We start from the raw sequence: 22,097 nt of genomic DNA, 5'->3' as shown, positions 1-22,097 counted from the left end.
CGACCTCGTCGACCAGGTCCAGGACATCATCACGGTCGGCGAGTTCTACGACCGTGCGGCCGGCAGCCAGATCATCTACACCTGAGATGGCCGCCTGCCCGGCTGGCGGACGACAGCGTCAAGGTCACCGACTGGTACCTGGCGACGAAGCCCGAACACCGGCCTGACCCGCGCACGACCCCGCGGGTGTCATCTTCGAACGCCGTGGACGAGTGCGTCGAGGGCCGTACGGCTTCCGCCCTTGGCGTCGGTCACCGGCCGGGTGACCGCCTCGGCCCGCAGGATGTCGGCGTACGGCCGCCACAGATCGGCGACCTGCCCGGCGCTGTAGAGCACGCGCGGATCCTGCGGGCCGCCGTGACCGTGCTCGGGATTGGCCGCGTCGTGGCCGACGAGCAGCAGCGTTCCGCCTCGGCGTACGGCGGTGGCGGCCCGGGGCAGTATCTGTGCCATGTGTGGCCAGGGCAGGTGCAGATAGGCGATCAGGGCGAGGTCGTACGTCGCTTCCGGGGGTGCCCAGAGCGTGAGATCGGTATGGATGGTGTGCAGCCGGACGCCCCGGTCGACGGCCAGCCGTTCGGCCTTCTCCAGTCCTGTGGCGGAGAAGTCCACGGCGTCCACCTCCCAGCCCTGCTCCGCGAGCCAGACAGCGTTACGTCCCTCCCCGGCGGCGAGGTCCACCGCTCGTCCGGACGGTTCCAGACCGGCCAACTCCTGTTCGACGAACCGGTTGGGCTCCGCCTTCCACACCAGCTCGCTGCCGCGGTACCGCTCGTCCCAGCCTGTTGCGTCCATCGTGTACACCTCATTCCTCCGGGTGAGTGGAGTCCTGGTCCGGACGGTCGTCGTCGTCCAGGACCTCCGCGTCGTCCCCGGCGAGCAGATACGGGTAGGGACAACTGCTGGGGTCCGGGGCGATGCAGGCGTTGCAGGGACGGGACCGGTCGAGAACGCACTTCGGCGTCGGTCTCATGCCACGCCGCCTGCAGCGTCCCGGGTGCCGTAGCGGCCGGACAGGTGCCGCGAGGCGCGTTTGAAGGCCAGAACGGGAACGTAGTGGCGCACGCGCGCGTCGGCGAAGTGCGCGAACGACTCGGCCGCTGTGGTCTCCAGCGTCTCGGACGGGACATCCGGGAATCGGCGCTCGAGCCGCGCCTGGACGTCCTGGCGGGCGCGTTGCTCTGCCGCCGGTGTCGGGGGGCCGGCCGGCCGCGTGTCGGGGCAGCGGTTGCCCGGCGGGACGGCCCCGGAGGTGAGGACGGGGAGAAAGGTCATCTTCATACCCCCTGAGGTATGGAGTCCGGATGGTCAGGCCAGGGTCAGGAACAGCTTCTCCAGTTCGGCCTCGCTCAGCGGAGGAGTGCGTCCCCGCTGGCGTTCGGTGAGGCACTGGCGAATGCCGCCCGCCACTATCTTGAAGCCGGCCCGGTCCAGGGCGTGGGAGACCGCGGCCAGTTGCGTGACGACTTCCTTGCGGTCCCGCTCCGCCTCGATCATGGTGATGACCGCGGCCAGTTGTCCCTGGGCCCGCCGCAACCGGTTGAGTACCTCGGCCCATGAGTCCGTTTCCTCGTCCACGAGGTTCACGACTTCTCTCGCGACTTCTGTCTCGTGCGTCACCGGACACCTCCAGGGGGCGGGTTCGTCGGAGATTCGGGAGGCGCCGCTACGCGTCGTGCGGCGATGACGCGGTGCCGATGGTATGGACGGTGCCCTCACCTGTGGAGTGGGGGACCGTGCGTGTGTTTCCCTCGATCGAGGGGGCCGGTACGTCGTTGGTCAGGCTCCGCGTCCGCTCGGTGTTGCGCAGCATGTACCGGATGAACGCGATCCCCGCCGCCGCGGCAACGGAGGCCCAGGTCCACGGACTGGTGAGCAGGGTGTGGCGCAGGTCGGAGCTGATCTGCCGGCTCAGTACGAAGACGCCCATGGCGGCGACGAACCAGCCGAAGGCTCTGCGCAGTGCGTCCTGCGGGATGCGCCCGGCCAGGTGGCCGCCGAGCAGGCTGCCGACCACGGCCGTCGCCGCCACCGTGCCCGCCGACGTCCAGTCGATGTGCGCGCCGGAGAGGTGACCGGCGAACCCCGCGAACGACTGGAGGGCGATCACCAGCAGGGACGTGCCGGCGGCGACCGGCATCCGCAGCCCGCCGAGCAGGGCCAGCGCGGGGACGATGAGGAAGCCGCCGCCGGCGCCGACCAGGCCGGTGACGAGGCCGACGGCCACGCCGTTCAGCAGGACGGCGCCGACGGGGAGTTCACGAGGGGTCTGCCCCGGCGTCCGGCGCCGGCCGCGGATCATGGCGACGGCGGTGGCGATCATCATCAGGGCGAACAGGATGAGCAGCACGGTGCCGGGGATGAACTCGGCCAGTCGGCCGCCCGCGTACGCGCCGCTCATGCCGGCCACGCCGAACAGGAGTCCGGTGCGCCACCGCACCCGTCCGGCGCGTGCGTGCGGGACGACTCCGGCGGCGCTGGTGACGCCCACCACGAACAGCGACGTCGCGATGGCCTCCTTGGTGCCCATCCCGGCGAGATAGACCAGGACGGGCACCGTCAGGATGGACCCACCGCCGCCCAGGATGCCCAGAGCCACCCCTATCAGGAGCGACGCGGCGATGACCAGGGCGATCACGACCGGCCTCCGGCCGTCTCCCACGCCGTGACGCCGCCGTCGAGGACGCGCAGGTTGGGCAGTCCGGCCTCGGTGAGGGCCTGTTCGGCCTGGGCGGCGCGGGCGCCGGAGCGGCAGACGAGTATGACGTCCTCGTCGAGGTGGCGCAGTTCGGCGCGGTGCTCGCGCAGGGTGTCGAGGGGGACGTTGTAGGAGCCGGGGATGTGGACGGTGCGGAACTCCCCGGGTGTGCGCACGTCCAGCAGGCGCGGGCCTTCACCGGACCGCGTCAGCTCGCGCAGGGTCGCGGGATCGAGGCGTGGCTTGTCGGCGTGGAAGGTCATCGGGGTTCCTCGCTGTCCGTGAAGCGCTTTTTGTGAGGGGGTCCGGACGGCGGCCGGAGTCCCCGGCCGCCGCCCGGGAGCGGTGTGGATCAGACGTCGGCGGGCGCGGGCAGGGCGAGCCAGGCGCCGTATCCGCCGAGCAGGTCGGAGATGTCGGTGCGGCCCTGGTGGCGCAGCAGGCTGGCGGCGATGGAGGAGCGGTGGCCGCCGGCGCAGTGCACGACCAGGGGCCGGTCGGCCGGGATCTCGTCGGCGCGGTGGGCGAGTTCGGCCAGCGGGATGTGCAGGGAGCCCTCGATGAGGCCCTCTTCGCGCTCGCCGGTGTTGCGCACGTCCAGGACCAGCGGGGGTTCGTCCCCGTCGAGCAGGCGGCGCAGTTCGTCGGCGGTCAGGCGGCTGGCCTGTTCCATCTTGTCGGCCAGCGCGGGGAAGGCGCCCTCGGGCTCGCGCAGGTAGCCGCCGACCTTGTCGAAGCCGATCCGGGCGAGCCGGGTGACGACCTCTTCCTCGCGGTCCTGGGGAGCGATGACGATGACGTCCTGCTCGGGGGCGACGACCATGCCGGCCTGTTCGGCGAAGCGGCCGTCGGCGGGCACGTTGACCGAGCCGTGCAGATGCCCGGGTGCGAAGTCCTGCGGCGAGCGGGCGTCGAGGACGACCGCCCCCGCCGCGCGCCGCTGCATGAACTCCTCCGCCGACAGCGGGCGGGGTGCGGCGGCCGCGTCGAACAGACCGTGCTCCTTGCGGTTGAGGATGGCGTCGTAGACGAAGTAGGCGGGTGCGGAGGGCTGGCCCGCGGTGACCAGTTCGACGAACTTCTCCTCGCTCATGGGCCGGCAGGCGTAGTTGGTGGCGCGCTGCTCGCCGATGGTGGACTGGCGCTGGGTGGAGAGGTTCTTGCCGCAGGCGGATCCGGCGCCGTGGGCGGGGAAGACGCGGACGGCGTCCGGGAGGGCCATCAACTTGTGCTGGATGGTGTCGTAGAGCATCTTGCCGAGTTCGTCGGCGGTGACGCCGATGGAGGCGAGCAGGTCGGGGCGGCCGACGTCGCCGATGAACAGCGCGTCGCCGGTCAGGACGCCGTAGGGGACGGTGTCGTCGGCGTGCTCGTGCACCACGACGCTGATGGACTCCGGGGTGTGGCCGGGGGTTTCGAGGATCTGGAGCGTGACGTCGCCGAGGGTGATGCGTTCGCCGTCGACCAGTTTGTGGATGGGGTATTCGGCCTCGGCACGCTGTCCGTAGCCGATCCAGGCGCCGGTGCGGTCGGCGAGTTCCAGGTGGCCGGCGAGGAAGTCGGCGTGGAAGTGGGTGTTGATGACGGCCTCGATGGTGAAACCGTGGGTGGCGGCGTCGGTGAGGTATTCGGAGACGTCGCGGCGGGGGTCGACGACGACGGCCTTGCCGGTGGTCTCGTCGGCGATCATGTAGGACGCCTGGGAGAGGCAGTCGAGGTAGTACTGGGCGAAGAACATGGTCGGGTGACCTCCAGTTCGAAGAGGGCTGAATACCCAGGGGGGGTATGGAGAAAAGTCTGGTCCGCCCTGGTCGACGGGGCGGGGATGGTGGCCGGCCCGGGTCGGGGGAGGCCCGGGCCGACCGGTCAGAGGCGGCCGGTGAGCATGCCGTTCCAGTAGATGGGCGGCAGGCCGTACCGCTTGAACAGCCACATCGTGCGCCGCTCCTTGAAGGGGTCGAGCAGCGGGAACGACGGGGTGGGGTTGAGGTCGTAGTCGAACTCGGCGAGCAGCATCCGGTCGCGGGCGGTGACCAGCGGGCAGGAGGTGTAGCCGTCGTAGCGGTGCGACGGGGCCCGGCCCTTCATGACGTCGAGCAGATTGCCGGCCACGACCGGGGCCTGCTTGCGCACGGCCGCGCCGGTCTTGGAGGTGGGCAGGTTCGCCACGTCGCCGAGCGCGAACACGTTGTCGTAGGAGGGGTGCTGGAGGGTGTGCTTGTCGGCGGCGACGAAGCCCTGCGGACTCGCGGCGTCGGCGAGCGGGCTCGTCTTGATCCAGTCGGGAGCGCTCTGTGGCGGCACGGCGTGCAGGAGGTCGTAGCCGACGCTCTCCTTGGTGCCGTCGGCGTGGTCGGTGAGCGTGAGCTCGCGGGCGTCGCCGTCGAGGGCGGTCATCTCGGAGCGCAGCCGCACCTCGATGCCGTACCGGGCGGCCACCTGATCCAGGACGCGCGACCAGGCGGGCACCTTGAACATCGCCGGGTCCGGGAGGGCGAGGATGATGCGGATGTCGTCGAGGACCTTCTGCTTGCGCCAGTGGTCGGCGGCCAGGTAGGCGATCTTCTGCGGGGCGCCGCCGCACTTGAGCGGGGTCGCCGGGTGGGTGAAGACCGCGGTGCCCGAGCGCATCTGCCGGATCAGGTCCCAGGTGCGCGGGGCGTACTCGGGGGCGTAGTTGCTGCTGACCCGGTCGTGGCCGACGGCCTCGGCCAGGCCTGGCACGCCGTCCCAGTCGAGCTGGAGTCCGGGCGCCATGATCAGGTACTCGTAGGTGAGTTCGGCGTCGCCGGACAGGACCACGGTGCGGGTGTCGGGGTCGACGGCCACTGCGCGGCGGCGGATCCACCGCACGCCGTCGGGGATGACGGACGCTTCGGGGCGGCGGGTGGTGCGCAGGGGTGCCTGGCCGCCGCCGACCAGGGTCCACAGGGGCTGGTACCAGTGGGTGTCGGACGGTTCGATCAGCGTGATGTCGCTGACGCCGGCGCGGCGCAGGCGGGCGGCGGCACTGATGCCGGCGCTGCCGCCGCCGATGACGACGACGCGGTGTCGGCCGGAGATCGGGGTGTCGGTGGGGGAGGGGGTGGCGGCCATGGCGGGGCTCCTTCCCGGTCGGCCACGGGGTGGGTGGTGGTCGGGGTCAGGCGACGTGCTCGTGCGAACCGGCCGCGACGGGGCGTCCGGCTCGGGCCCAGGCGCCGGTGCCGCCCGCCACGGAGTAGGCGTCGATGCCGCGGGAGGTCATCCAGTCGGCGGCGGTCCTGCTGCGGTTGCCGCTGGCGCAGATCACGAACACCGGCCGGTCCGTGGGCAGTTCGCCGCACCGGGCGGGCACCGTGCGCAGCGGCATCAGCCGCGCGCCGGGGACGTGCACTGCCGTGTACTCGTCGGGCTGTCGTACGTCGATCACGAGTGCGCCGTCGGCCCAGGCCGCCGCGAACGCCTCCTGTGTTGTTTCACGAGCCACTTCGTTGCCTCCTCAATTACCCCCAGGGGTATCTTGTCGACGAGAGTACGGCGGTACGGAGGGGAGCGTCAAATACCCCTAGGGGTATTTGCCTCGGAGGCAAGCCGAGGCTCGACGCCAGGGCCGGAAACGAGCCGCGACCCGTGGGGCGCGGCCCGGGGCAGCCGGAGCGTCGTCCGCGTCCCGCCGCCCGGTCCGGAGTCCGCCGTGACCGTGCCGCCGTGGGCGCTGACCAGCTCCTTGACCACGGCCAGACCAATGCCACTGCCGCCCGCGGAACGAGCGCGGGCCCCGCGCCACAGACGGTCGAAGACATGCGGATGCTCTTCGGCGGGGATGCCCGGACCGGTGTCGGCCACCTCGACGAGCGCCTCGATGGGCGTGGCTGAGGTGGTGGCGGTGACGGTGTCACCGGGGCGGCAGTGGCGGGCGGTGTTGCTGAGCAGGTTGCCGAGGGTCTGGTGCAGCCGGTCGGCGTCGGCGCGGACCGGCAGGGGAGCGGGGCCCGGGACGATGCGTACCGTCATCCCCGCCGTGCGCAACTCGGCCTCGCGTTCGGCCATGGCGGCGACGGCCGGCGCGGTCAGATCCACCTCGGTCAGGTGCAGGGACAGCCGGGCCGACTCGGCCTCCGCCGGTTTCCCGAGGTCGTCGACGACGCGGCCCAGCCGCAGGGTCTGGTCGTGCAGGGAAGCCAGGCGCTCGGCCGGCGCCTCGGCGTAGCCGTCGCGCAGTTCCTCGAGCCCGGCCTGCAACGAGGCCGGAGGCGTGCGCAGTTCGTGGGCGACATCGGCGGCGAGCCGGTGGCGGGCCTGCTCGACGCGGTTGACGTCGTCGGCCATGGCGTCGAAGGCGCGGGCGACGTCGCCCAGTTCCCCGGGTGCGTCGATCCGGGGGCCCGTGCGCTGCGGTCCCCGGCGGCCAGCGCACGGGCGGTCGACGCGACCCGGACCACGGGGGCCGTCAGGCGGCGGGTGACGAACCAGCTCACGGCCGGCGCCAGGGCGAGTGCGCCGGCAGCGGCTGCGGCGATCCAGCCCCAGGCGACGGACGGACCCGCCGAGCCGGATCCGGACGGGAAGACCAGGCGCACGGAGCCGACCGTGTGGCCGTCGACCACCACCGGAGCGCTCGCACCGGGCCCCGAACCGGCGCCCTGCCCGTGATGCCTGCGGCCCGAGCCGGACACGCCGGGCTCGTCCGCCGACCCGGAGCCGGAGCCGCCGGAGATCATCTCCTCGTCCGCGTTGCGCACCGTGAGGACCGCGCCGGCGCCGGTTGCGACGCAGCGTGCCGCCGACAGGTCGGCCGTCGACCAGCCGCCCGCCGTGCGGTAGGCGTCGGCGACGTCCGCGGCCACCTGGTCGGCGGCACTCTGCCGGTCCGCCTGGTGGGCACTGCTGAGCCCGCGGTCGGTTGCGACGGCTCGGCCCGCTTGGCCGACGGCTGTTCGCCGCGTTCGCCGTGGTCGCGCTGCCGTCCAGCACCGCCTCGTGCCGGGCCTCGTCGATCCGCAGGCGTCCTTCGCCGTACGACACGACGGGTGCCGCCCCCGTCGCCGGACCCCCGGCCCGCTGCAGCACCGCATGCCCCCGCAGTACCACCTCGGTGGAGCTGAACGGCTTGGTCACGTAGTCGTCGGCGCCCAGCCGCAGCCCGTGGATACGGTCCTCGACGGTCGTACGAGCGGTCAGCACCACCACCGGCACCCGCCCGTGCTCACGGGCCGCAGCACCTCGTCACCGTCCACGCCCGGCAGCCCGAGATCCAGCAGCGTCGGATCGATCCCAAGCTCACCCAGCAGCCGCACGGCCTCGGCGCCCGTGCCGGTCGTGAGCACGCCGTATGCGGCGCGCTCAAGGTAGTGGCGCAACAGCTCGCGGATCTCCTGCTCGTCCTCGACGACGAGCACGGCGGAGCCCATGTCCCACATCTACGCGCCTCGCGGACGCCCCCGGGAGGGGCCGAACAGTCGAACCCGCCCGGCCGATGTCTCCATCCCGTCTCCACACGTACCGCACGGCGACTGCAGGGCCCGGCGCGACGGTGACGGTGTGGGGAACGGAAGACGCTCCCACGGAACCGAGGAGGGTCGCCATGAAGCGCAACATCAAGATCGCGACAGCGGTCACCGCGAGTGCTCTCGCCATCGGCGGCGTGCTGGCGGTGGGCCCGGTGATCGCGGACCCCGGTAGCGGTAGCGGCGGCCCGGTGGCCGCGCAGACCACGTCCCAGGGCATGTTGACGGACGCTCAGCACCAGGCGCGTCACCACGGCGGCCCCACGGACGGCATCCGGCAACACGACGGAACCTGCGACGGAGCCGCCCTGGCCGAGCAGGGAACCCTGACGGCCGCTCAGAAGGCCACGCTGACGAGCATGGCCGAGGAGGAGAAGCTCGCGCACGACCTCTACACGGCGTTCGCCGAACGCTACGACGTGCGTGTCTTCGAGCGGATCTCGGCGGCCGAGACCCAGCACCTGACCGCTGTGCGCACCCTGCTGGACCGCTATGACGTCACCGACCCGACCGCCGGCAAGCCGGCCGGTGAGTTCACCGACCCGGCCGTCCAGGCCACCTACGACCGGCTCCTGAAGCAGGGCGAGGACAGCCTGACCGGAGCCCTGAAGGCGGGCCGCACGGTCGAGACCGACGACATCGCCGCACTGAACAAGGCGCTGTCCGGACTCACCGCCCCGGACACGCGCCAGGTGTACACCAACCTGCTCGCCGCCTCCGAGAGGCACCTGACGGCATTCGAGCACTGGATCGCCGACCAGTAGGACGAGCAAGAGGAGTAGGACAAGCAGGAGGAGTAGGACGATTAGGACGAGCAAGGGGAGACGGTCCCGGCCTGTACCTGGCCGGGACCGTCGAGGTTCGCCGGAGGGAGGCCGGCGTCTACACGGCCGCCGTAGCGGGATCACGTCACCCTGGGGATCCTGCGCGTACTGCGGTGTGTCCTTCTCATGGCGGCCGTCCAGGGGCGCGCCGGTGTCGCGGGCACGGCCGAACATCCGCTCCTGCTCGGTGATCGAGACCCGGTCCCGGAACTCCACCAGCATGCGGATGAGCCGACCACCCGTCCAGCGGCGCCGCGAGCCGCGGCAGGACCGATCGTCGGCCGGTCAGGCGGCGTGACGGTGAACCCGGCCGTTCGTCCGTCACTTCGTGCAGATCGATCCGCAGCAGTCGTCGGACGCGGGGCGCGTCGCGTGTGCCACAGGGCGGTGGTCGGTACGACCGGTGCACGGGGGATGTCGGGGAGCCGGTGACCACGCCGCGCAACAACTGGTCGTGGGCGACGACGTCGGCGTTGAGGCCCTTCTGCCTTGCGGGACGCCATGGTCGGCGCGGGTAGGGCCGTCAGGCCCCATGGCGGGGAGGGGCAGCCGGGGCGAACCTGAAGGTGGAGGGGCGTTGGCGTCCGGAGGTGGGAGACATGGTGACGAGCGGGTTGGTGGTCGTGGGCGTGGACGGCTCGGCCTCGAGTCTCGCCGCGGTGGAGGTGGCCGCCCGCGAGGCACGGCTGCGCGAGGCGGGCCTGCGGGTCGTGCATGCGTTCCTGTGGCCGGCGACGCACGTGCCCTTGGGGCCGTGGCCGCTGGGCCCGCCCGATGGCGGGATCCGGAACAGGGTCGAACACCTGGTGGCCGAGGCGGTGGAGCGTGCCCGCAAGACGGCGCCGGAGGTCGATGTCAGTCACGTCGTGGTGACCGGTGAGCCGCTGACGGTCCTGGAGGCCCAGTCGCGTGCAGCCGAGCTGGTCGTGGTCGGCTCCCGGGGAATGGGCGGGTTCGTGGGGCTGCTGGTGGGCGCGACGGCGGTGCATCTGGTGGCGCACGGGCGGTGTCCTGTGCTGGTGGTGCGTGATCAGCCGAGTGCCGAGGGGCCGATCGTGCTGGGTGTGGACGGCTCGCCCGCCGGTGAGCGGGCGGTGGACTTCGCCTTCTCCGAGGCGGCGTTCCGCAAGACTGGCTTGACCGCCCTGCACGCCTGGACCACGTGGAACGCGTCGCTGCCTGCGCCGCAGGATCCGTCCCTGCCGTACGCGAACCCGCCGGGCGCGCTGGCAGAGGAGGAAGGCCGCCTGCTGTCCGAGGCACTCGCCGGCCACCAGGAGCGGTATCCGGAGGTGGCCGTGGAGCACAAGGTGGTGCATGGCAGGACGCGGGAGGCGTTGATCGAGGCGAGCCGCACTGCTCAGCTGATGGTGCTCGGGGCGCGGGGGCGGGACGGTTTCGCGGGCCTGTTGCTGGGGTCGGTCAGCCAGGCTCTGCTGCATCACGCGCACTGTCCGGTGGTGGTGGTGCGGGGAGCGGGCGAACGTCACTGAAGGCCGCGCGTGACGGGAGAGGGAGATTCCGGGCGCGTCGGGGTGGCCCGTGTCAGGACGGGCCCGCACACGGCGAGAAGCAGGACGTACGCGGTGACGAGGGCCCCAAGGCGGTGTTGTGCCCCGAGGCGCTGTTGTGCAGTGCCGGCGAGGCCGACGATGACGACGGAGAAGTCGCCGCGGGCGACGAGGGCGGTGCCGGCCCGCACGGCCGTGCCTCCTGTACGGACGGGCGGCAGGTGCCGATGGACCCGGGCCGGTGGCTGCGGTGCCCGGTCTGATCGGTACGGGGTGCTGTCACTGTCGTGTCCGTTCGCACGGAATCGGCGAGGCCGAGCGGTCCCAGGTGCGGCCTGATGGCCCCTGCCGCCGTGCGGCGGGCGCTCCGATCCTGGGTGCTGAGAGCCGCTGCCCGCAGATGAGGTCACGGAGAGGGGGTGCGGCATGAGCGACCCGGTGATCGTCGGGGTGGACGGTTCCGCCTCGGGCTTCGACGCGGTCGATCTCGCGGCTCGTGAGGCGCACCCGCGCGAAGCGCCGCTGCGGATCGTGCTCGCCCTCGGCCGTCCCTCGGTGCGTCTGCCGACCGGCACGGCACCATGGAACCCGGGTGACCAGGGCCTGGAGGCGATGGCGCTCGGGGTGCTGGCCCGCGCCGAGGAAAGGGCGCACCAGGTGGCCCCGGGCATCGAGATCACCCGGTCCGTGGGGGCCGGTGAGGCGTTCGAGGTGCTGGAGATCGAGTCGCGTTCGGCGGTGCCGGCGGCGCTCGGCAGCCGGGGCCGCTCCGCCTTCGCCGGGCTGCTGCTCGGTTCGACGGCTGTGCGTCTGGCCGCCCATGGTCGCTGCCCGCTGATGGTGGTACGCGGACGCGCTGCCCCGACCGGTCCGGTGCTGCTGGCGGTGGACGGCTCCCCGGCGGGGCAGGCGGCGGTGGAGTTCGCGTTCGCCGAGACCGCACTGCGCAAGGCACCCCTGGTGGCACGGCACGTGTGGAACACCTGGAGCGAGGGCGCCTACGAAGGCCCCGGCGACCCGCTGACCGCCGTGGTGGTGGACGTCGCCCACCTCCGCGAGACCGGGCAGCACCTGATGGACGTGGCAGTTGCCTCCAGTCAGGAGGATGTTCCGCAGGTCGCCGTGGAGCGGCGGCCGGTGCGCTCCCGCATCCGCCCCGCCCTGATCGACGTCAGCCGGCAGGCGCAGCTCGTGGTGACCGGGGCGAGGGGCCGCGGCGGCTTCACCGCTCTGCTGCTCGGCTCGGTCGGCCAGGCCCTGCTGCACCATGCCCACTGCACCGTCACCGTCACCGTCACCGTCGTCCGCGGCAAGGAGTGACCATGCCCCAGCAGACCCGCAGCACTGCCGGGCCCGAGGCGCCTCCCGGTCGGCTGGAACCGGTCACGGACGCCTACCAGCGGGAGGCCGCCGAGGTGGCGGGCCTGCTCGGCGTGGTACCGGCCACGGGCCTGACCACGGACGACGTTCGGCGGCGGACCGGCACCTGGGGAGCCAACGAACTGGCCGAGCCGGGCCGCCGGCCGCAGTGGCTGCGCCTGCTGGACCAGTTCCGCAACTGGCTGATCGGCATGCTGCTCGTCGCCGCCGTGGTCGCCGGGATCATCGGCGACATCAAGGACGCCTTCGTCATCGCCATCGTCCTCACCATCAACGCCGTCCTCGGCTACCTGCAGGAACGCCGTGCCGAGCGCAGCCTGGAGGCGCTGCGCCAGATGTTGGTGCCCACCGCCCGGGTGCGCCGTGAGGGCCGGGTGACGGTGGTGCCGGCGCGGGAACTGGTGCCCGGCGACGTGGTCCTGCTGGAAGCCGGCGATCGTGTACCGGCCGACGGGCGTCTCACGGTCGCCGCGTCGGTCGAGGCCGCCGAGGCCGCGCTGACCGGAGAGTCCCAGCCGGTCGCCAAGACGACTGCGCCCAGCACGGCCGACGGCGACGAGACCGTGCCCGTCGCCGAGCGCACCGGCGTGCTCTTCATGAACACCGCGCTCACCCGCGGCCGTGCCGAGATGATCGTCACCGCCACCGGCATGCGCACCGAGGTCGGCGCGATCGCCGAGGCGCTGCGCACCGGCGGTGAACCACCCAGCCCACTGGCGGTCCAGATGGACAGCCTGGGCCGGTGGCTGGCCCTGGTCAGCGGGATCGCCGTGGCCGCCTACGCGCTCGTCGCCCTGATCCGCGGCGAGAACCTGGCCGACCTGGCGCTTCGGGCCGTGGCGCTGGCGGTCGCCGCGATCCCGGAGGGACTGCCCGCAGTCCTCGCTCTCACCCTGGCCCTGGGCGTCCACCGCATGGCCGGCCGCGGCGCCATCGTCAAACGCCTGGCCTCCGTGGAGGCACTGGGCTCGGCGACCGTGGTCTGCAGCGACAAGACCGGCACACTGACCCTGAACGAGATGACCGCCCGCGCCCTGTGGAGTGCCGGGCGCCTGTACGAGGTGACCGGCAAGGGCTACGACACCGCCGGCACCGTACGCTCCACCGACGGCGAGCGCACTGCGCAACTGCACGAGGCGCTCAGGCCGTTCGTGCTGTGCAACGACGCCCGCCTCACCCCGGACGGCATCATCGGCGATCCCACCGAGGCGGCGCTGCTCGTACTCGCCGCCAAGACGAGCCTCGACACCGAGGACGAGCGCATCCACGTGCCACGTGACGGCGAGGTGCCCTTCGACCCGGCCGCCAAGTACATGGCCACCTTCCACACCGACGCCGACGGATCCACCCGCGTCTGCGCCAAGGGCGCCGTCGATGTCCTGCTGCACCGCTGCACCCACCTCCTGACCGACCAGGGGCCCGCTCCGCTCACCGCGGAGCGCCGCCGGGAGGTCAACGACGCCGCCCGGCGGATGGGCCGCCAGGGCCTGCGCGTCCTCGGCGCCGCCACCGCGGTCACCGACCAGTCGCACCCTGACGACGTGTCGGGGCTGACCCTGACCGCGATCGCCGGAATCGCCGACCCGCCCCGCCCCCAGGCCCGCGACGCCGTCGCCTTGGCCCGGGCCGCCGGCGTCACCGTCAAGATGATCACCGGGGACCACGCCGACACCGCCACCGCCATCGCCCGTGAACTCGGCATCACCGGCGAGGTCGTCACCGGCGCCGAACTGGCCCGGATGAGCGAGCACGACCTCGCGGGCCGCATCGAGGACATCGGCGTCTTCGCCCGCGTCGCCCCGGAACACAAGGTCACCATCGTGCGCGCCCTGTCCGAGGGTGGCCACATCGTGGCCATGACCGGCGACGGCGTCAACGACGCCGCCGCCCTGCAAGCCGCCCACATCGGCGTCGCCATGGGTATCACCGGCACCGACGTCGCCAAAGAGGCCGCCGACATGGTGCTCACCGACGACGACTTCTCCACCATCGTCCGCGCGGTGCGCGAGGGCCGCTCCATCTACGACAACATCGTCACTTTCGTCCGGTTCCAGCTGTCCACGAACATCGGTGCGATCCTCACCCTGCTCGTCACCGTGCTGGCCGGACTGCCCGCCCCCATGTCCGCGATCCAGCTGCTGTGGGTCAACATCATCATGGACGGGCCGCCCGCCATGGCCCTGGGAGTCGATCCCCCGCGGGGCAACGTGATGCACCGCCCGCCCCGCTCGCCCGACGAACGCATCCTGAACACGCGCCGCCTGGCCGCCATCACCCGCTCCGGCGCCGTCATGGCCACCGGCACCGTGGCCGTCTTCGCCGCCGCCCGTCAGCTCACCGATGCCGCGACCGCGGCCACCATGGCGTTCACCACGTTCGTCCTGTTCCAGCTGTTCAACGCCCTGGTCGCCCGCAGCGAGGACGATCCCGTCCTGGGCCGCCACCAGCTGCACAACCGCACCCTGTGGATCTCCCTGGCCGCAGTCCTCGTCCTCCAGGTCGTCGCCGTGCAGGCGCCGTTCGCCCAGGGCGTCTTCGACACCGTCCCCCTTGGCGTAGCGCAGTGGGCGATCTGTCCGGCCACCGCCTCCACGGTGGTCCTGACCGAACAAGCCTGGCGTGCCGGGCGGGCGTGGCTCTCGCGCGCCCCCCGTGCGCAACGCCCGCGCCGGGGGTGACAACCTCCGGCCGACGGCCGATGGGTCCACCGGCAGCACGTGGGACCCAGTGGCACTGGGCGGCACAGCCATCCGGGGCTTGGCGTCGGCCCGAATGCACACGGACGGACGCGGGAGGGGAGTGACACTCTCGGCCGGATGGTCGAGGCGGGCGTGCTGTTGAAAAGCGAGGACGCACGGTACCGGTGGAACCCCGATGCGCCGGACTACGGAGCGTTGTTGAGGTCGGTGACGCCTTCGACGATCAGGCCGACCACTGCCACGGTGAGGCGCCCTGGCCGCCGGCTGCGCGCTCGCCACCGACCGTGCCGGCGCAACGGCCTTCTGAGCAGGATCCTCGCCGCCGGCGGCGACGCCTGTCGGCTGCTGGAGCGCCTCCACCGGCACGGGTCGTGCCGCCGGCCCGGTCCGCAGGCCGAGGCGCTGCGGCAGATCGTCGTGCCGACCACATCACCCACACCCACGCCTCACGGCCGACGCTGCAACATCAGGGCGAGGGCGACCAGCGACACCAGGGTGGTCGTCGCTGCGATCAGCTGCACGGTGCGGCGCTGGGTGAGCCCGTGGCCGCGGCCGCCTTCGGCGCGTTGGTGGGCGGGCAGTTGCCCGAGACTCCAGACCGCGGCGCTCATGACGATGACGACGGCGCCGACGGGGCGGTCGGTGCGCAGGATCGCCACGCCGACGGCGGCGAAGGAGATGGCGGTGCGCACCCAGGCCAGTTGGGTTCGCTCGCGGGCGAGCCCCGGGTCGCGGGTGCCGCCGTGATCGTCGGGCCGGCGGTCGTGGCCGGGGGCGGCGCTCACGTCAGCCCTTGGCCGGTGCGACCACGGCGAGGACGGCCGCGGTGATGGACAGCGCGGTGATGGCGGTGGCCAGGATCCTGGGCAGCCGCGAGGGAGGAAGTGGTTCGCCGAGTCGCAGGGCCCGCTGGTCGCGGACCCATTCACGGTAACTGGCGACGGAGACGACGGTACCGAGGGCGATAAGGGGGATGGCGAGCAGGTGGCGGCCCCACGGCACGCCGGGGAACGCGGGCAGGAGCTGGACGATGGCCACCCCTGCGACGACGAGGGCGAGCGCGGTGCGGTGCCAGGCCAGGAAGGTTCGTTCGTTGGCGAAGGTGAACCGGGCGTCGGGTTCGGTGCCGTCCTCCGCGGTGTCGTCCGCGCGTACGGCGCCTGGCGCCCGCTCCGGGTCGCTCATTCCTGGTCGGCTTTGCGGACGTAGAAGACGTACACGCCGTCGTCCTCGCCCGAGTCGAGCAGTTCGTCGCCGTTGGCGTCGGCCCAGGCGGGGATGTCGGACAGCGAACCGCGGTCGGTGGCGAGGATCTTGAGCACCTGGTCCGGGCGGAGCCGCCGCATGGCCTTGGTCGCGGCCATGACGGGCATCGGGCACATCAGCTCACGTGCGTCGACGAGTTGGTCCTCGGTGATGTCGGGCATGTGGGGCGCTCCCTTCCGGGTTCGGCTAGATGAACATGGTCGCGTGGGCGTGGCGGGCCCGGGCCATGAAGGCGGCGGCGCCGGCGAACTCGACGCCGTCGATGAAGTCGTCCTGCCGGTAGCCGAAGACGTCGACGGTCATCTGGCAGGCGATGAGCCGTACGTCTGCCTCTTGGGCGCTGTTGAGGAGTTCACCGATGGTGGCGACGTTGTTCTTGGCGAACCTGGAGCGCATCATGTGCGACGCCACCGGGACCATCCCGGGGAGCGAGGAGATGATGTCGGGGATGGGGACCGGCATCGGCATGGCCGGGTTGCCGACCGGGTCGATCTTGAGTTTGCGGGCGGAGTCCTTGTGGATGATGTTCAGCCCGTAGAAGGTGAAGAAGACCGACACGTCCATGCCGACCGCGGCGGCGGCGTTGGCGAGGATCAGCGGCGGGTACGCCCAGTCGAGCGTGCCCTTGGAGGCGACGATCGCGGCGGTGCGGGCGGACGGGTCCCGGCGGAAGGCCCGTTCGAGCTCTTGGCGGACGATGCGGCGGACGTCGTCCTCGCTGACCGCGGTGGTGGTCTCTACGGGCGCGGGCCGGATGTCATGGGACATGTGCCACCTCCGTGGCGGTTCGATGTGCCCGGGTGAGTGCGGCCCGGGTGGCCTCGGCGCGGGTGCGCCACACCCGCGCCACGGTGCCGATCACCGGTTCGGCGGTTCGGTGTCGCTCGGCCCACTGGTCGGCCTCGGCCGCCAGCCAGCCGAGGGTCGCGGCGGGGTCCTGGCCGAGCAGGGTGCGCAGGACGAAGGCGCGTTCGCCCAGTCGCGGCGCGAGCCCGGCGTCGTGGGCGCCGCGGGTCAGGTCGGCGCGGGTGAGGAGCAGTCCGCTGCGGGCCGGCGCGAGCAGGGCGCGGACCAGCTTGTCCGTGCCGCCGTCGGGGGCGGGCGGGGCCGGCCGGTCGCGCAGGTGCAGGGCCGTGGTGGGCGGCGTCGGCAGAGTCCGGGCCTCGGCGAGGAGGGCGTCGCCGAGGAGCCGGGCCCACCTGGCGTGGAACGGGTCGGCCACCCGTGCCACGGCGGCCGTGTAGGGCGGGATCCAGGTGAGCAGGTGCTCCCACAGCAGGGCTTGGCGGGCCTGGTGCCACAGCAGGGCGCGTGCCGGGTCCGGCTCGGCGTGTTCGCGTTCGGTGAGCATGGCGTACAGGCCGAGCAGGGCGGCGAGGTGGTCGGGTTCCGGGGGCGGGGTGAGGTGCAGCGCGCGCCAGAAACCGGCTACCCGGTCGGTGGTCTCGCCGCCGAGCATGCCGTCCGGGCTGAGGTACACCGAGGCGTACGGCACGAGCTGCAGCACGAACAGCTCGGTGTGGTCGGCGGCTTCGGGCCGGCCGGGCAGTCCGAGGGCGTCGGCGAGCCGGGCGTGCGCCGGGTCCGGGGGCTCGCACAGGACGCCGAGGGCGCGGAACAGGTCAGGTGCGAGGGGCATCGGAGGCGGCTTCCTCGGCGAGGCGGTACGTGTCGCGGGTGGGTTTGAGCGGGCGCATGAGCCAGTACGGCCGGCGGGTGCCGTCCGGGGAGTGGCGTTGCGCGTCTCGGGTCATCGCGAGCCATTCGCGGTAGACCTGCTGCGCCTTGCGGGTGTCGACGGCGATGTCGCCGTAGGCGTCGCCGGGCTCGGCCGGGCGCACGCGCACCGCCTGGTGCCAGCAGTGCTGGCCGGAGATGGGGTCCGGGTGGACCGGGAAGGTGAGGTTCTGGTGCACCCCGACGTCGCTCCACCAGATGCGCCGCGTGTCGAGGTCGGCGGAGTCGTAGGGGGCCACGCCCGCGCGGCGGGTCATCGCCCACCGGTCGTCGGTCTTGGCCAGGTCCACGGTGGCCATCACCTGGCCGGCACCCTCGACGCCGCCGCCCCCGGCTGTGTTCGGGGCCTCGTGGGAGGTTTCGTGGGCGAGCTTCCAGCGGCCCATGTGGTGGCTGCAGGCGACCACGCCGGGTCGGATGCCTTCGGTCACCCACGCCTTGAGGACGAAGTACCCGATCGCGGTCTCCACCCGCACCAGGTCGCCGGCACCGAGGCCGAGCCGGTCGGCGTCGCGGGGGTGGATCCACAGCGGGTTGGTGTGGGCGAGTTCGTTGAGCCACTTGGCGTTGCCGCCGCGGGTGTGGATCTGCACCGGCAGCCGGAAGGTGGAGATGAGCACCATCTGGCCGGGCTCCAGGGCCGAGGGGTGTACGTGGCTGCGGACGTAGCCGGGCAGTGCGTGCTCGTGCCAGCCCCAGTCGGCGAGCGTGCGCGAGTAGAACTCCAGCCGCCCGCTGGGGGTGGGGAAGCCGCGGCGCACCGTCCCGTCGACGCGGACACCGACCGGGCGGCGGCCCTGGTCGTCCGGCTCCGGAGTACCGACCGGGACGACGTTGGGGCCGGCCGGGGTGGAGGTGGGTGAGTAGACGCGCCCGAACCGGCCGTCCACCGCGTCCTTCAACTCCTCGGGCGGGACTTCCTGGGCGAAGACCGGACCCACTCCGGAGCTGATCTCGAACGCCCCGTACCGGCGCATGTACTCCAGCGGGGTGAGGCCCTGCGCCGCGGCGGCCTGCGGCAGTCCGGGCACGGAGTGCTCGAAGATGTGGCCGTAGTACTCGTCCACGGTGAGCTTCTCGCCGGGGTGTGCGCGGGATTCGTAGTGGCGGCGGACGCCGAGCGCGCCGTCCGGGTCGATACGCCAGGACAGGTCGATCCAGAACTCGTTCTCCTCCCACACCTCGCCGGGGTTGACCTGCCGGGTGTCGGTCACCTTCTCGCCCAGGCGCTCGCGGGCGGCGCGCAGTACGGGCTGGCGGAAGCCGATCCACTGGCCGTCGTACTGCTCGTAGGAGTGCAGGTCGTGACGTTCGGCCCCGACACCCATCGGCAGGACGTAATCGGCGAAGTAGGCCGTCTCGTTCCACACCGGGGTCATCGCCACGTGCAGTCCGACGAGTTCGGGGTCGGTGAGGGCCTCGACCCAGGTCATGCCGTCGGGGTTGGTCCACACCGGGTTGTAGACGCGGGTGAAGTAGACGGCGAGCCGGCCGCGGCCCTCTTTGAGGAAGTGCGGGAGCAGGAAGGACAGCTCGTTGAGGGCCAGCGGGTACTCCAGCGGCCAGGTGAGCTCGTTCCAGGTGTGCGGGGGGTCGGGGGTGTGGATCGGTCGTGGTACGAACTTGTTCCACGCGTTGGGGTAGGTGCCGCCCTCGGTGGCGACCGCGCCGGTCAGGCAGTTGAGCAGGAACAGGCAGCGGGCGACCTGCCAGCCGCCGAGGTTGCCGGCGGCGGCGGAGCGCCAGCTGTGGGTCGACAGCCGGGTGCCGGCCCTGGCCACGGCTGCGGCGACCTGGGCGATGACGGCTTCGCTGACCCCGGACTCGGCGGCGGCGAAGGCGAAGGTGTACTCCTGGTACAGGTCGCGCAGGATCTCCTCGAACCGCTCGAAGGTCTGCTCGCCGTCGGGATGCTCGGCGGCCAGGTACTCGGCCCAGTTCCACCAGCGGCGTACGAACTCACCGTCGTAACCGCCGCTCTGGATCAGGTGATGGGCGATCGCCAGCAGGATCGCCGGCTCCGATCCCGGATGGGGAGCCAGCCAGTGGTCGGCGTGGGTGGCGGTGTTGGACAGCCGGGTGTCGAACACGATCAGCGTCGCGCCGCGGGCCTTGGCGTCCATGACCCGCTGCGCGTGCGGGTTGAAGTAGTGGCCTGCTTCCAGGTGCGAGCTGATCAGCAGGATGACGTCGGCGTTGGCGTGGTCCGGGCTGGGCCGGTCGATGCCGGTCCAGAAGTGGTAGCCGGCGCGTGCGCCCGAGGAGCACACGTTGGTGTGCGAGTTGTGCCCGTCGACGCCCCAGCTGGCCAGCACCCGCTCGGTGAACCCGTCCTCGCCCGGCCGGCCGACGTGGTACATGACCTCCTCGGGCCGCCCGTCGGTGATCGCCGCGCGGATCCGGGCGGCGATGTCGTCCAGGGCCTCGTCCCAGCCGACCTGCGTCCAGCGGCCCTCGCCCCGCGCGCCGACCCGCTTGAGCGGGGCCAGGATCCGGTCGGGGTCGGTGACCTGGTTCAACGTGGCCGGTCCCTTGGCGCAGTTGCGTCCGCGCGAGCCGGGGTGTTCGGGGTTGCCCTCGAACTTGCGTACCTGCAGCGTGTCCCGGTCGACATAGGCGAGCAGCCCGCACGCGGACTCGCAGTTGAAGCAGGTGGTGGGGACCAGCATGTAGCGGCGCTCGGCCCGCCGCGGCCATGCGCGGGAATCCAGCTCGACCCAGTCGTCCCAGCGCTCCTTGGGCGGGAACGCGGCCAGGTGCACCCGGCTCGGGCCGGGGTAGAACGTCTCGCCGCGAGCCTGCGTCGCCGCCCGGGCGGCGCTCACCCGCGCCCCGATCTCCTCGAGCCCGGTGGTGTCCGGCCCGGCGGTGTCCCGCTTGGCATCCATCCGTCTTCCTCCGCCTCTCCGCCCCTTCAGGCCAGTGGAACGGCCTGCCCGGCCTGTACGTACGCGTGCTCGTGCGCGGCCAGTCCGGCCAACGCGAGTGGGGCGACCCAGGCACCCGCCCACGGCGCGGCGAGGCCCGCAGCGACCAGCACGGCAGCCGCCCAGAAGAAGCCCCGGAAGCGGCCGCGGGTCAACTCGGAGGCGGCCAGCCGGGCATGCGCGGTGGGGTGAGTGAGCGTCACCTCGCCGAGCACCAGCAGCAGGTGGGTCAGGCAGGCGCCCGCCAGGATCCAGCCCAGTGGGGTCACGGCGTCCTGACGCCACCCCGCTGCCGCGGGCAGCAGCGCCGCCGCGCCCGCCAGGACCGCCTGCACCAGCAGGTGGGCCGGCAGCAGCGGGTTCTGCCACAGGTCGCGCGCCTTGGCCTGGGCGAACAGGTACGCGGTGTAGATCGCGGTCATTGCCGCCAGCGGCACGCCCGGCGCCGCGGCGGCCTGCCGCAGGCCGGTGCTGCCGAGGAGTCCGGCCAGCAGGTGCAGGCCGAGCACGGCCGCGTACCCGGTCAGGACGATTCCCCCGCGTACCAGCCAGCTGCGCCACTGAGGGCGGGTCAGCAGGTAGAAGAACCGGCCGGGGTGCTCCAGGTCCCACACCAGCAGCCCGGCCGTAAGGGCCAGGAAGACTGCCGCGAGAAGCGGGGCGGTCCACACCAGTAGGGAATCCGTCCAGGAGATCTGCCCGGTCAGCGCCAGCAGCACGGCCACCAGGTAGGCGCCGGCGGCGATGCCCTTGGTCCAGGTGTACAGGCTCACGCGCCAGTCCCACGGCGCCCGGTGGGTGATGTCGTACGACAGCAGTGCGGCGGCGCTGCTGTTCGCCCCGCCGGGGTGCCCGGAGGTGACCTGCTGGGTGCCGGTGGGGATCTCGCTCCACATGAAGGTGTCACCGGCGGGGCGCCGTGCCGCCAGCGGGTCGAGGGTGGCCTGGGTGGCGCCTCGGTAGAACAGTTTCGGCCGGGTGCCCTTCTCCGGGCGGCGTACGGCGACCGGCTCGCGCGCGACGACGCGGGCCGCCTCGGAGTCCGGGTCGTCCCCGTCGCCGACGATGATCGCCTGGGTCGGGCAGACCACCACGCACGCCGGTTCGAGACCCACGTCGAGGCGGTGCGCGCACAGGTTGCACTTCTCGGCGGAGTGGTCCTCGGGGTTGATGAAGATCGCGTCGTACGGGCATGCGGCCATGCACGCCTTGCAGCCGATACACGCGTCCTTGTCGAAGTCGACGATCCCGTCGGGTCGGCGGAACATCGCCGAGGTGGGGCACGCGGCGACGCAGGGAGCGTCCTCGCACTGGTTGCACCGGGTGACCTGGAAGGCGCGCCGGGCCTGCGGGAACGTGCCGACGTCGACGCTCTTGACGTAGGTGCGGGTGACCGACAGCGGTACTTCGTTCTCCGACTTGCAGGCTGTCGTGCAGGCGTGGCAGCCGATGCACCGGTTCTGGTCGATGATCTTCAGCCAGCGGCGCCCGGAGTCGTCCTGGCCGGTCACCGGACCGTTGCCCGTGGTGCCGTCTTCGAACTCTGGCATCGTCGCCTCTTTTCGC

At 72.3% G+C, this 22,097-nt stretch carries 22 protein-coding genes and 2 pseudogenes; 4 read left to right on the top strand and 20 right to left on the bottom strand.

Annotated features, from left to right (window positions below):
• Positions 1 to 189 precede the first annotated feature (189 nt).
• The 11 genes and pseudogenes from ACIRPX_RS35300 to ACIRPX_RS35250 form a co-directional block, all read right to left on the bottom strand.
• Entirely contained in the window at positions 190 to 795 is a 606-nt protein-coding gene (locus ACIRPX_RS35300) for a class I SAM-dependent methyltransferase (RefSeq protein WP_404202949.1), read from the bottom strand.
• 10 nt (positions 796 to 805) lie between these two features.
• Complete coding sequence (locus tag ACIRPX_RS35295) at positions 806 to 973, bottom strand: hypothetical protein (protein ID WP_404202947.1); 168 nt, start codon at positions 971 to 973, stop codon at positions 806 to 808.
• Positions 970 to 1,275, bottom strand: a complete 306-nt coding sequence (locus ACIRPX_RS35290; protein WP_404202945.1) for a three-helix bundle dimerization domain-containing protein — start codon at positions 1,273 to 1,275, stop codon at positions 970 to 972. Before ACIRPX_RS35290 ends, ACIRPX_RS35295 begins: the two co-directional genes overlap by 4 nt.
• A 33-nt stretch (positions 1,276 to 1,308) precedes the next feature.
• Positions 1,309 to 1,587, bottom strand: coding sequence for a metal-sensitive transcriptional regulator (locus ACIRPX_RS35285; RefSeq protein WP_404202953.1), 279 nt, complete (start codon positions 1,585 to 1,587; stop codon positions 1,309 to 1,311).
• A gap of 79 nt (positions 1,588 to 1,666) precedes the next feature.
• Positions 1,667 to 2,638 (bottom strand): sulfite exporter TauE/SafE family protein, encoded by a 972-nt coding sequence (locus ACIRPX_RS35280; RefSeq protein WP_404202943.1) that lies wholly within the window; start codon positions 2,636 to 2,638, stop codon positions 1,667 to 1,669.
• 8 nt (positions 2,639 to 2,646) lie between these two features.
• A pseudogene (locus ACIRPX_RS35275) lies at positions 2,647 to 2,961 on the bottom strand (rhodanese-like domain-containing protein); the annotation flags it as partial.
• 89 nt (positions 2,962 to 3,050) lie between these two features.
• Positions 3,051 to 4,436 carry a rhodanese-like domain-containing protein gene (locus ACIRPX_RS35270; protein ID WP_404202941.1) on the bottom strand — a complete coding sequence of 462 codons (1,386 nt, stop codon included), beginning with the start codon at positions 4,434 to 4,436 and terminating at the stop codon, positions 3,051 to 3,053.
• Between the two features lie 128 nt (positions 4,437 to 4,564).
• The gene (locus tag ACIRPX_RS35265) at positions 4,565 to 5,794 is read right to left on the bottom strand and encodes an FAD-dependent oxidoreductase (protein WP_404202939.1); all 1,230 of its coding nucleotides are present in this window, start codon (positions 5,792 to 5,794) and stop codon (positions 4,565 to 4,567) included.
• 46 nt (positions 5,795 to 5,840) lie between these two features.
• Positions 5,841 to 6,167, bottom strand: coding sequence for a rhodanese-like domain-containing protein (locus ACIRPX_RS35260; protein ID WP_404202937.1), 327 nt, complete (start codon positions 6,165 to 6,167; stop codon positions 5,841 to 5,843).
• A gap of 68 nt (positions 6,168 to 6,235) precedes the next feature.
• Entirely contained in the window at positions 6,236 to 7,009 is a 774-nt protein-coding gene (locus ACIRPX_RS35255; RefSeq protein WP_404202935.1) for a sensor histidine kinase, read from the bottom strand.
• Between the two features lie 848 nt (positions 7,010 to 7,857).
• Complete coding sequence (locus ACIRPX_RS35250; protein ID WP_404202933.1) at positions 7,858 to 8,091, bottom strand: response regulator; 234 nt, start codon at positions 8,089 to 8,091, stop codon at positions 7,858 to 7,860.
• Between the two features lie 173 nt (positions 8,092 to 8,264).
• Between ACIRPX_RS35250 and ACIRPX_RS35245 the strand changes: the two genes are divergently transcribed.
• The gene (locus ACIRPX_RS35245; protein WP_404202931.1) at positions 8,265 to 8,951 is read left to right on the top strand and encodes a DUF2202 domain-containing protein; all 687 of its coding nucleotides are present in this window, start codon (positions 8,265 to 8,267) and stop codon (positions 8,949 to 8,951) included.
• Between the two features lie 105 nt (positions 8,952 to 9,056).
• Here the strand turns inward: ACIRPX_RS35245 and ACIRPX_RS35240 are convergent.
• Positions 9,057 to 9,254, bottom strand: a pseudogene (locus ACIRPX_RS35240) (deferrochelatase/peroxidase EfeB); the annotation flags it as partial.
• Positions 9,255 to 9,610: 356 nt separating this feature from the next.
• On the opposite strand from ACIRPX_RS35240, the gene ACIRPX_RS35235 reads away from it, so the two are divergent.
• The gene (locus ACIRPX_RS35235) at positions 9,611 to 10,504 is read left to right on the top strand and encodes a universal stress protein (RefSeq protein ID WP_404202929.1); all 894 of its coding nucleotides are present in this window, start codon (positions 9,611 to 9,613) and stop codon (positions 10,502 to 10,504) included.
• Here ACIRPX_RS35235 and ACIRPX_RS35230 read toward each other — a convergent pair.
• On the bottom strand, positions 10,498 to 10,713 hold the full coding sequence (locus tag ACIRPX_RS35230; protein WP_404202927.1) for a hypothetical protein: 216 nt from the start codon (positions 10,711 to 10,713) through the stop codon (positions 10,498 to 10,500). The genes ACIRPX_RS35235 and ACIRPX_RS35230 overlap by 7 nt on opposite strands.
• 235 nt (positions 10,714 to 10,948) lie before the next feature.
• On the opposite strand from ACIRPX_RS35230, the gene ACIRPX_RS35225 reads away from it, so the two are divergent.
• Both ACIRPX_RS35225 and ACIRPX_RS35220 read left to right on the top strand, forming a co-directional pair.
• Positions 10,949 to 11,842, top strand: a complete 894-nt coding sequence (locus tag ACIRPX_RS35225) for a universal stress protein (protein ID WP_404202925.1) — start codon at positions 10,949 to 10,951, stop codon at positions 11,840 to 11,842.
• Positions 11,843 to 11,844: 2 nt separating this feature from the next.
• Positions 11,845 to 14,580 carry a cation-translocating P-type ATPase gene (locus tag ACIRPX_RS35220; protein WP_404202923.1) on the top strand — a complete coding sequence of 912 codons (2,736 nt, stop codon included), beginning with the start codon at positions 11,845 to 11,847 and terminating at the stop codon, positions 14,578 to 14,580.
• A gap of 467 nt (positions 14,581 to 15,047) precedes the next feature.
• Here the strand turns inward: ACIRPX_RS35220 and ACIRPX_RS35215 are convergent, their stop codons facing one another.
• Genes ACIRPX_RS35215 through ACIRPX_RS35185 form a run of 7 tightly spaced genes read right to left on the bottom strand, consistent with a single transcriptional unit; the run spans position 15,048 to position 22,081 of the window.
• Positions 15,048 to 15,386 carry a DUF202 domain-containing protein gene (locus ACIRPX_RS35215; RefSeq protein ID WP_404202921.1) on the bottom strand — a complete coding sequence of 113 codons (339 nt, stop codon included), beginning with the start codon at positions 15,384 to 15,386 and terminating at the stop codon, positions 15,048 to 15,050.
• 1 nt (position 15,387) lies between these two features.
• Positions 15,388 to 15,786: a YidH family protein gene (locus tag ACIRPX_RS35210; protein WP_404202919.1), complete on the bottom strand. Its 399-nt coding sequence runs from the start codon at positions 15,784 to 15,786 to the stop codon at positions 15,388 to 15,390.
• Complete coding sequence (locus ACIRPX_RS35205; RefSeq protein WP_404202917.1) at positions 15,783 to 16,028, bottom strand: sulfurtransferase TusA family protein; 246 nt, start codon at positions 16,026 to 16,028, stop codon at positions 15,783 to 15,785. Before ACIRPX_RS35205 ends, ACIRPX_RS35210 begins: the two co-directional genes overlap by 4 nt.
• A 25-nt stretch (positions 16,029 to 16,053) precedes the next feature.
• Positions 16,054 to 16,635 carry a DsrE/DsrF/DrsH-like family protein gene (locus ACIRPX_RS35200; protein WP_404202915.1) on the bottom strand — a complete coding sequence of 194 codons (582 nt, stop codon included), beginning with the start codon at positions 16,633 to 16,635 and terminating at the stop codon, positions 16,054 to 16,056.
• Positions 16,625 to 17,506: a molecular chaperone gene (locus tag ACIRPX_RS35195; protein WP_404202913.1), complete on the bottom strand. Its 882-nt coding sequence runs from the start codon at positions 17,504 to 17,506 to the stop codon at positions 16,625 to 16,627. Before ACIRPX_RS35195 ends, ACIRPX_RS35200 begins: the two co-directional genes overlap by 11 nt.
• Complete coding sequence (locus tag ACIRPX_RS35190; RefSeq protein ID WP_404202911.1) at positions 17,490 to 20,492, bottom strand: molybdopterin-dependent oxidoreductase; 3,003 nt, start codon at positions 20,490 to 20,492, stop codon at positions 17,490 to 17,492. The genes ACIRPX_RS35195 and ACIRPX_RS35190 overlap by 17 nt, the downstream gene beginning before the upstream one ends.
• Positions 20,493 to 20,518: 26 nt before the next feature.
• Complete coding sequence (locus ACIRPX_RS35185; protein ID WP_404202909.1) at positions 20,519 to 22,081, bottom strand: 4Fe-4S dicluster domain-containing protein; 1,563 nt, start codon at positions 22,079 to 22,081, stop codon at positions 20,519 to 20,521.
• Positions 22,082 to 22,097 lie beyond the last annotated feature (16 nt).

Source organism: Streptomyces sp. NPDC101225, assembly GCF_044767585.1.
In the GTDB taxonomy this organism is placed as follows: Bacteria; Actinomycetota; Actinomycetes; order Streptomycetales; family Streptomycetaceae; genus Streptomyces.
Note: the sequence above shows the minus strand (reverse complement) of the source record. Positions and strands in the feature narration are given on the sequence as shown.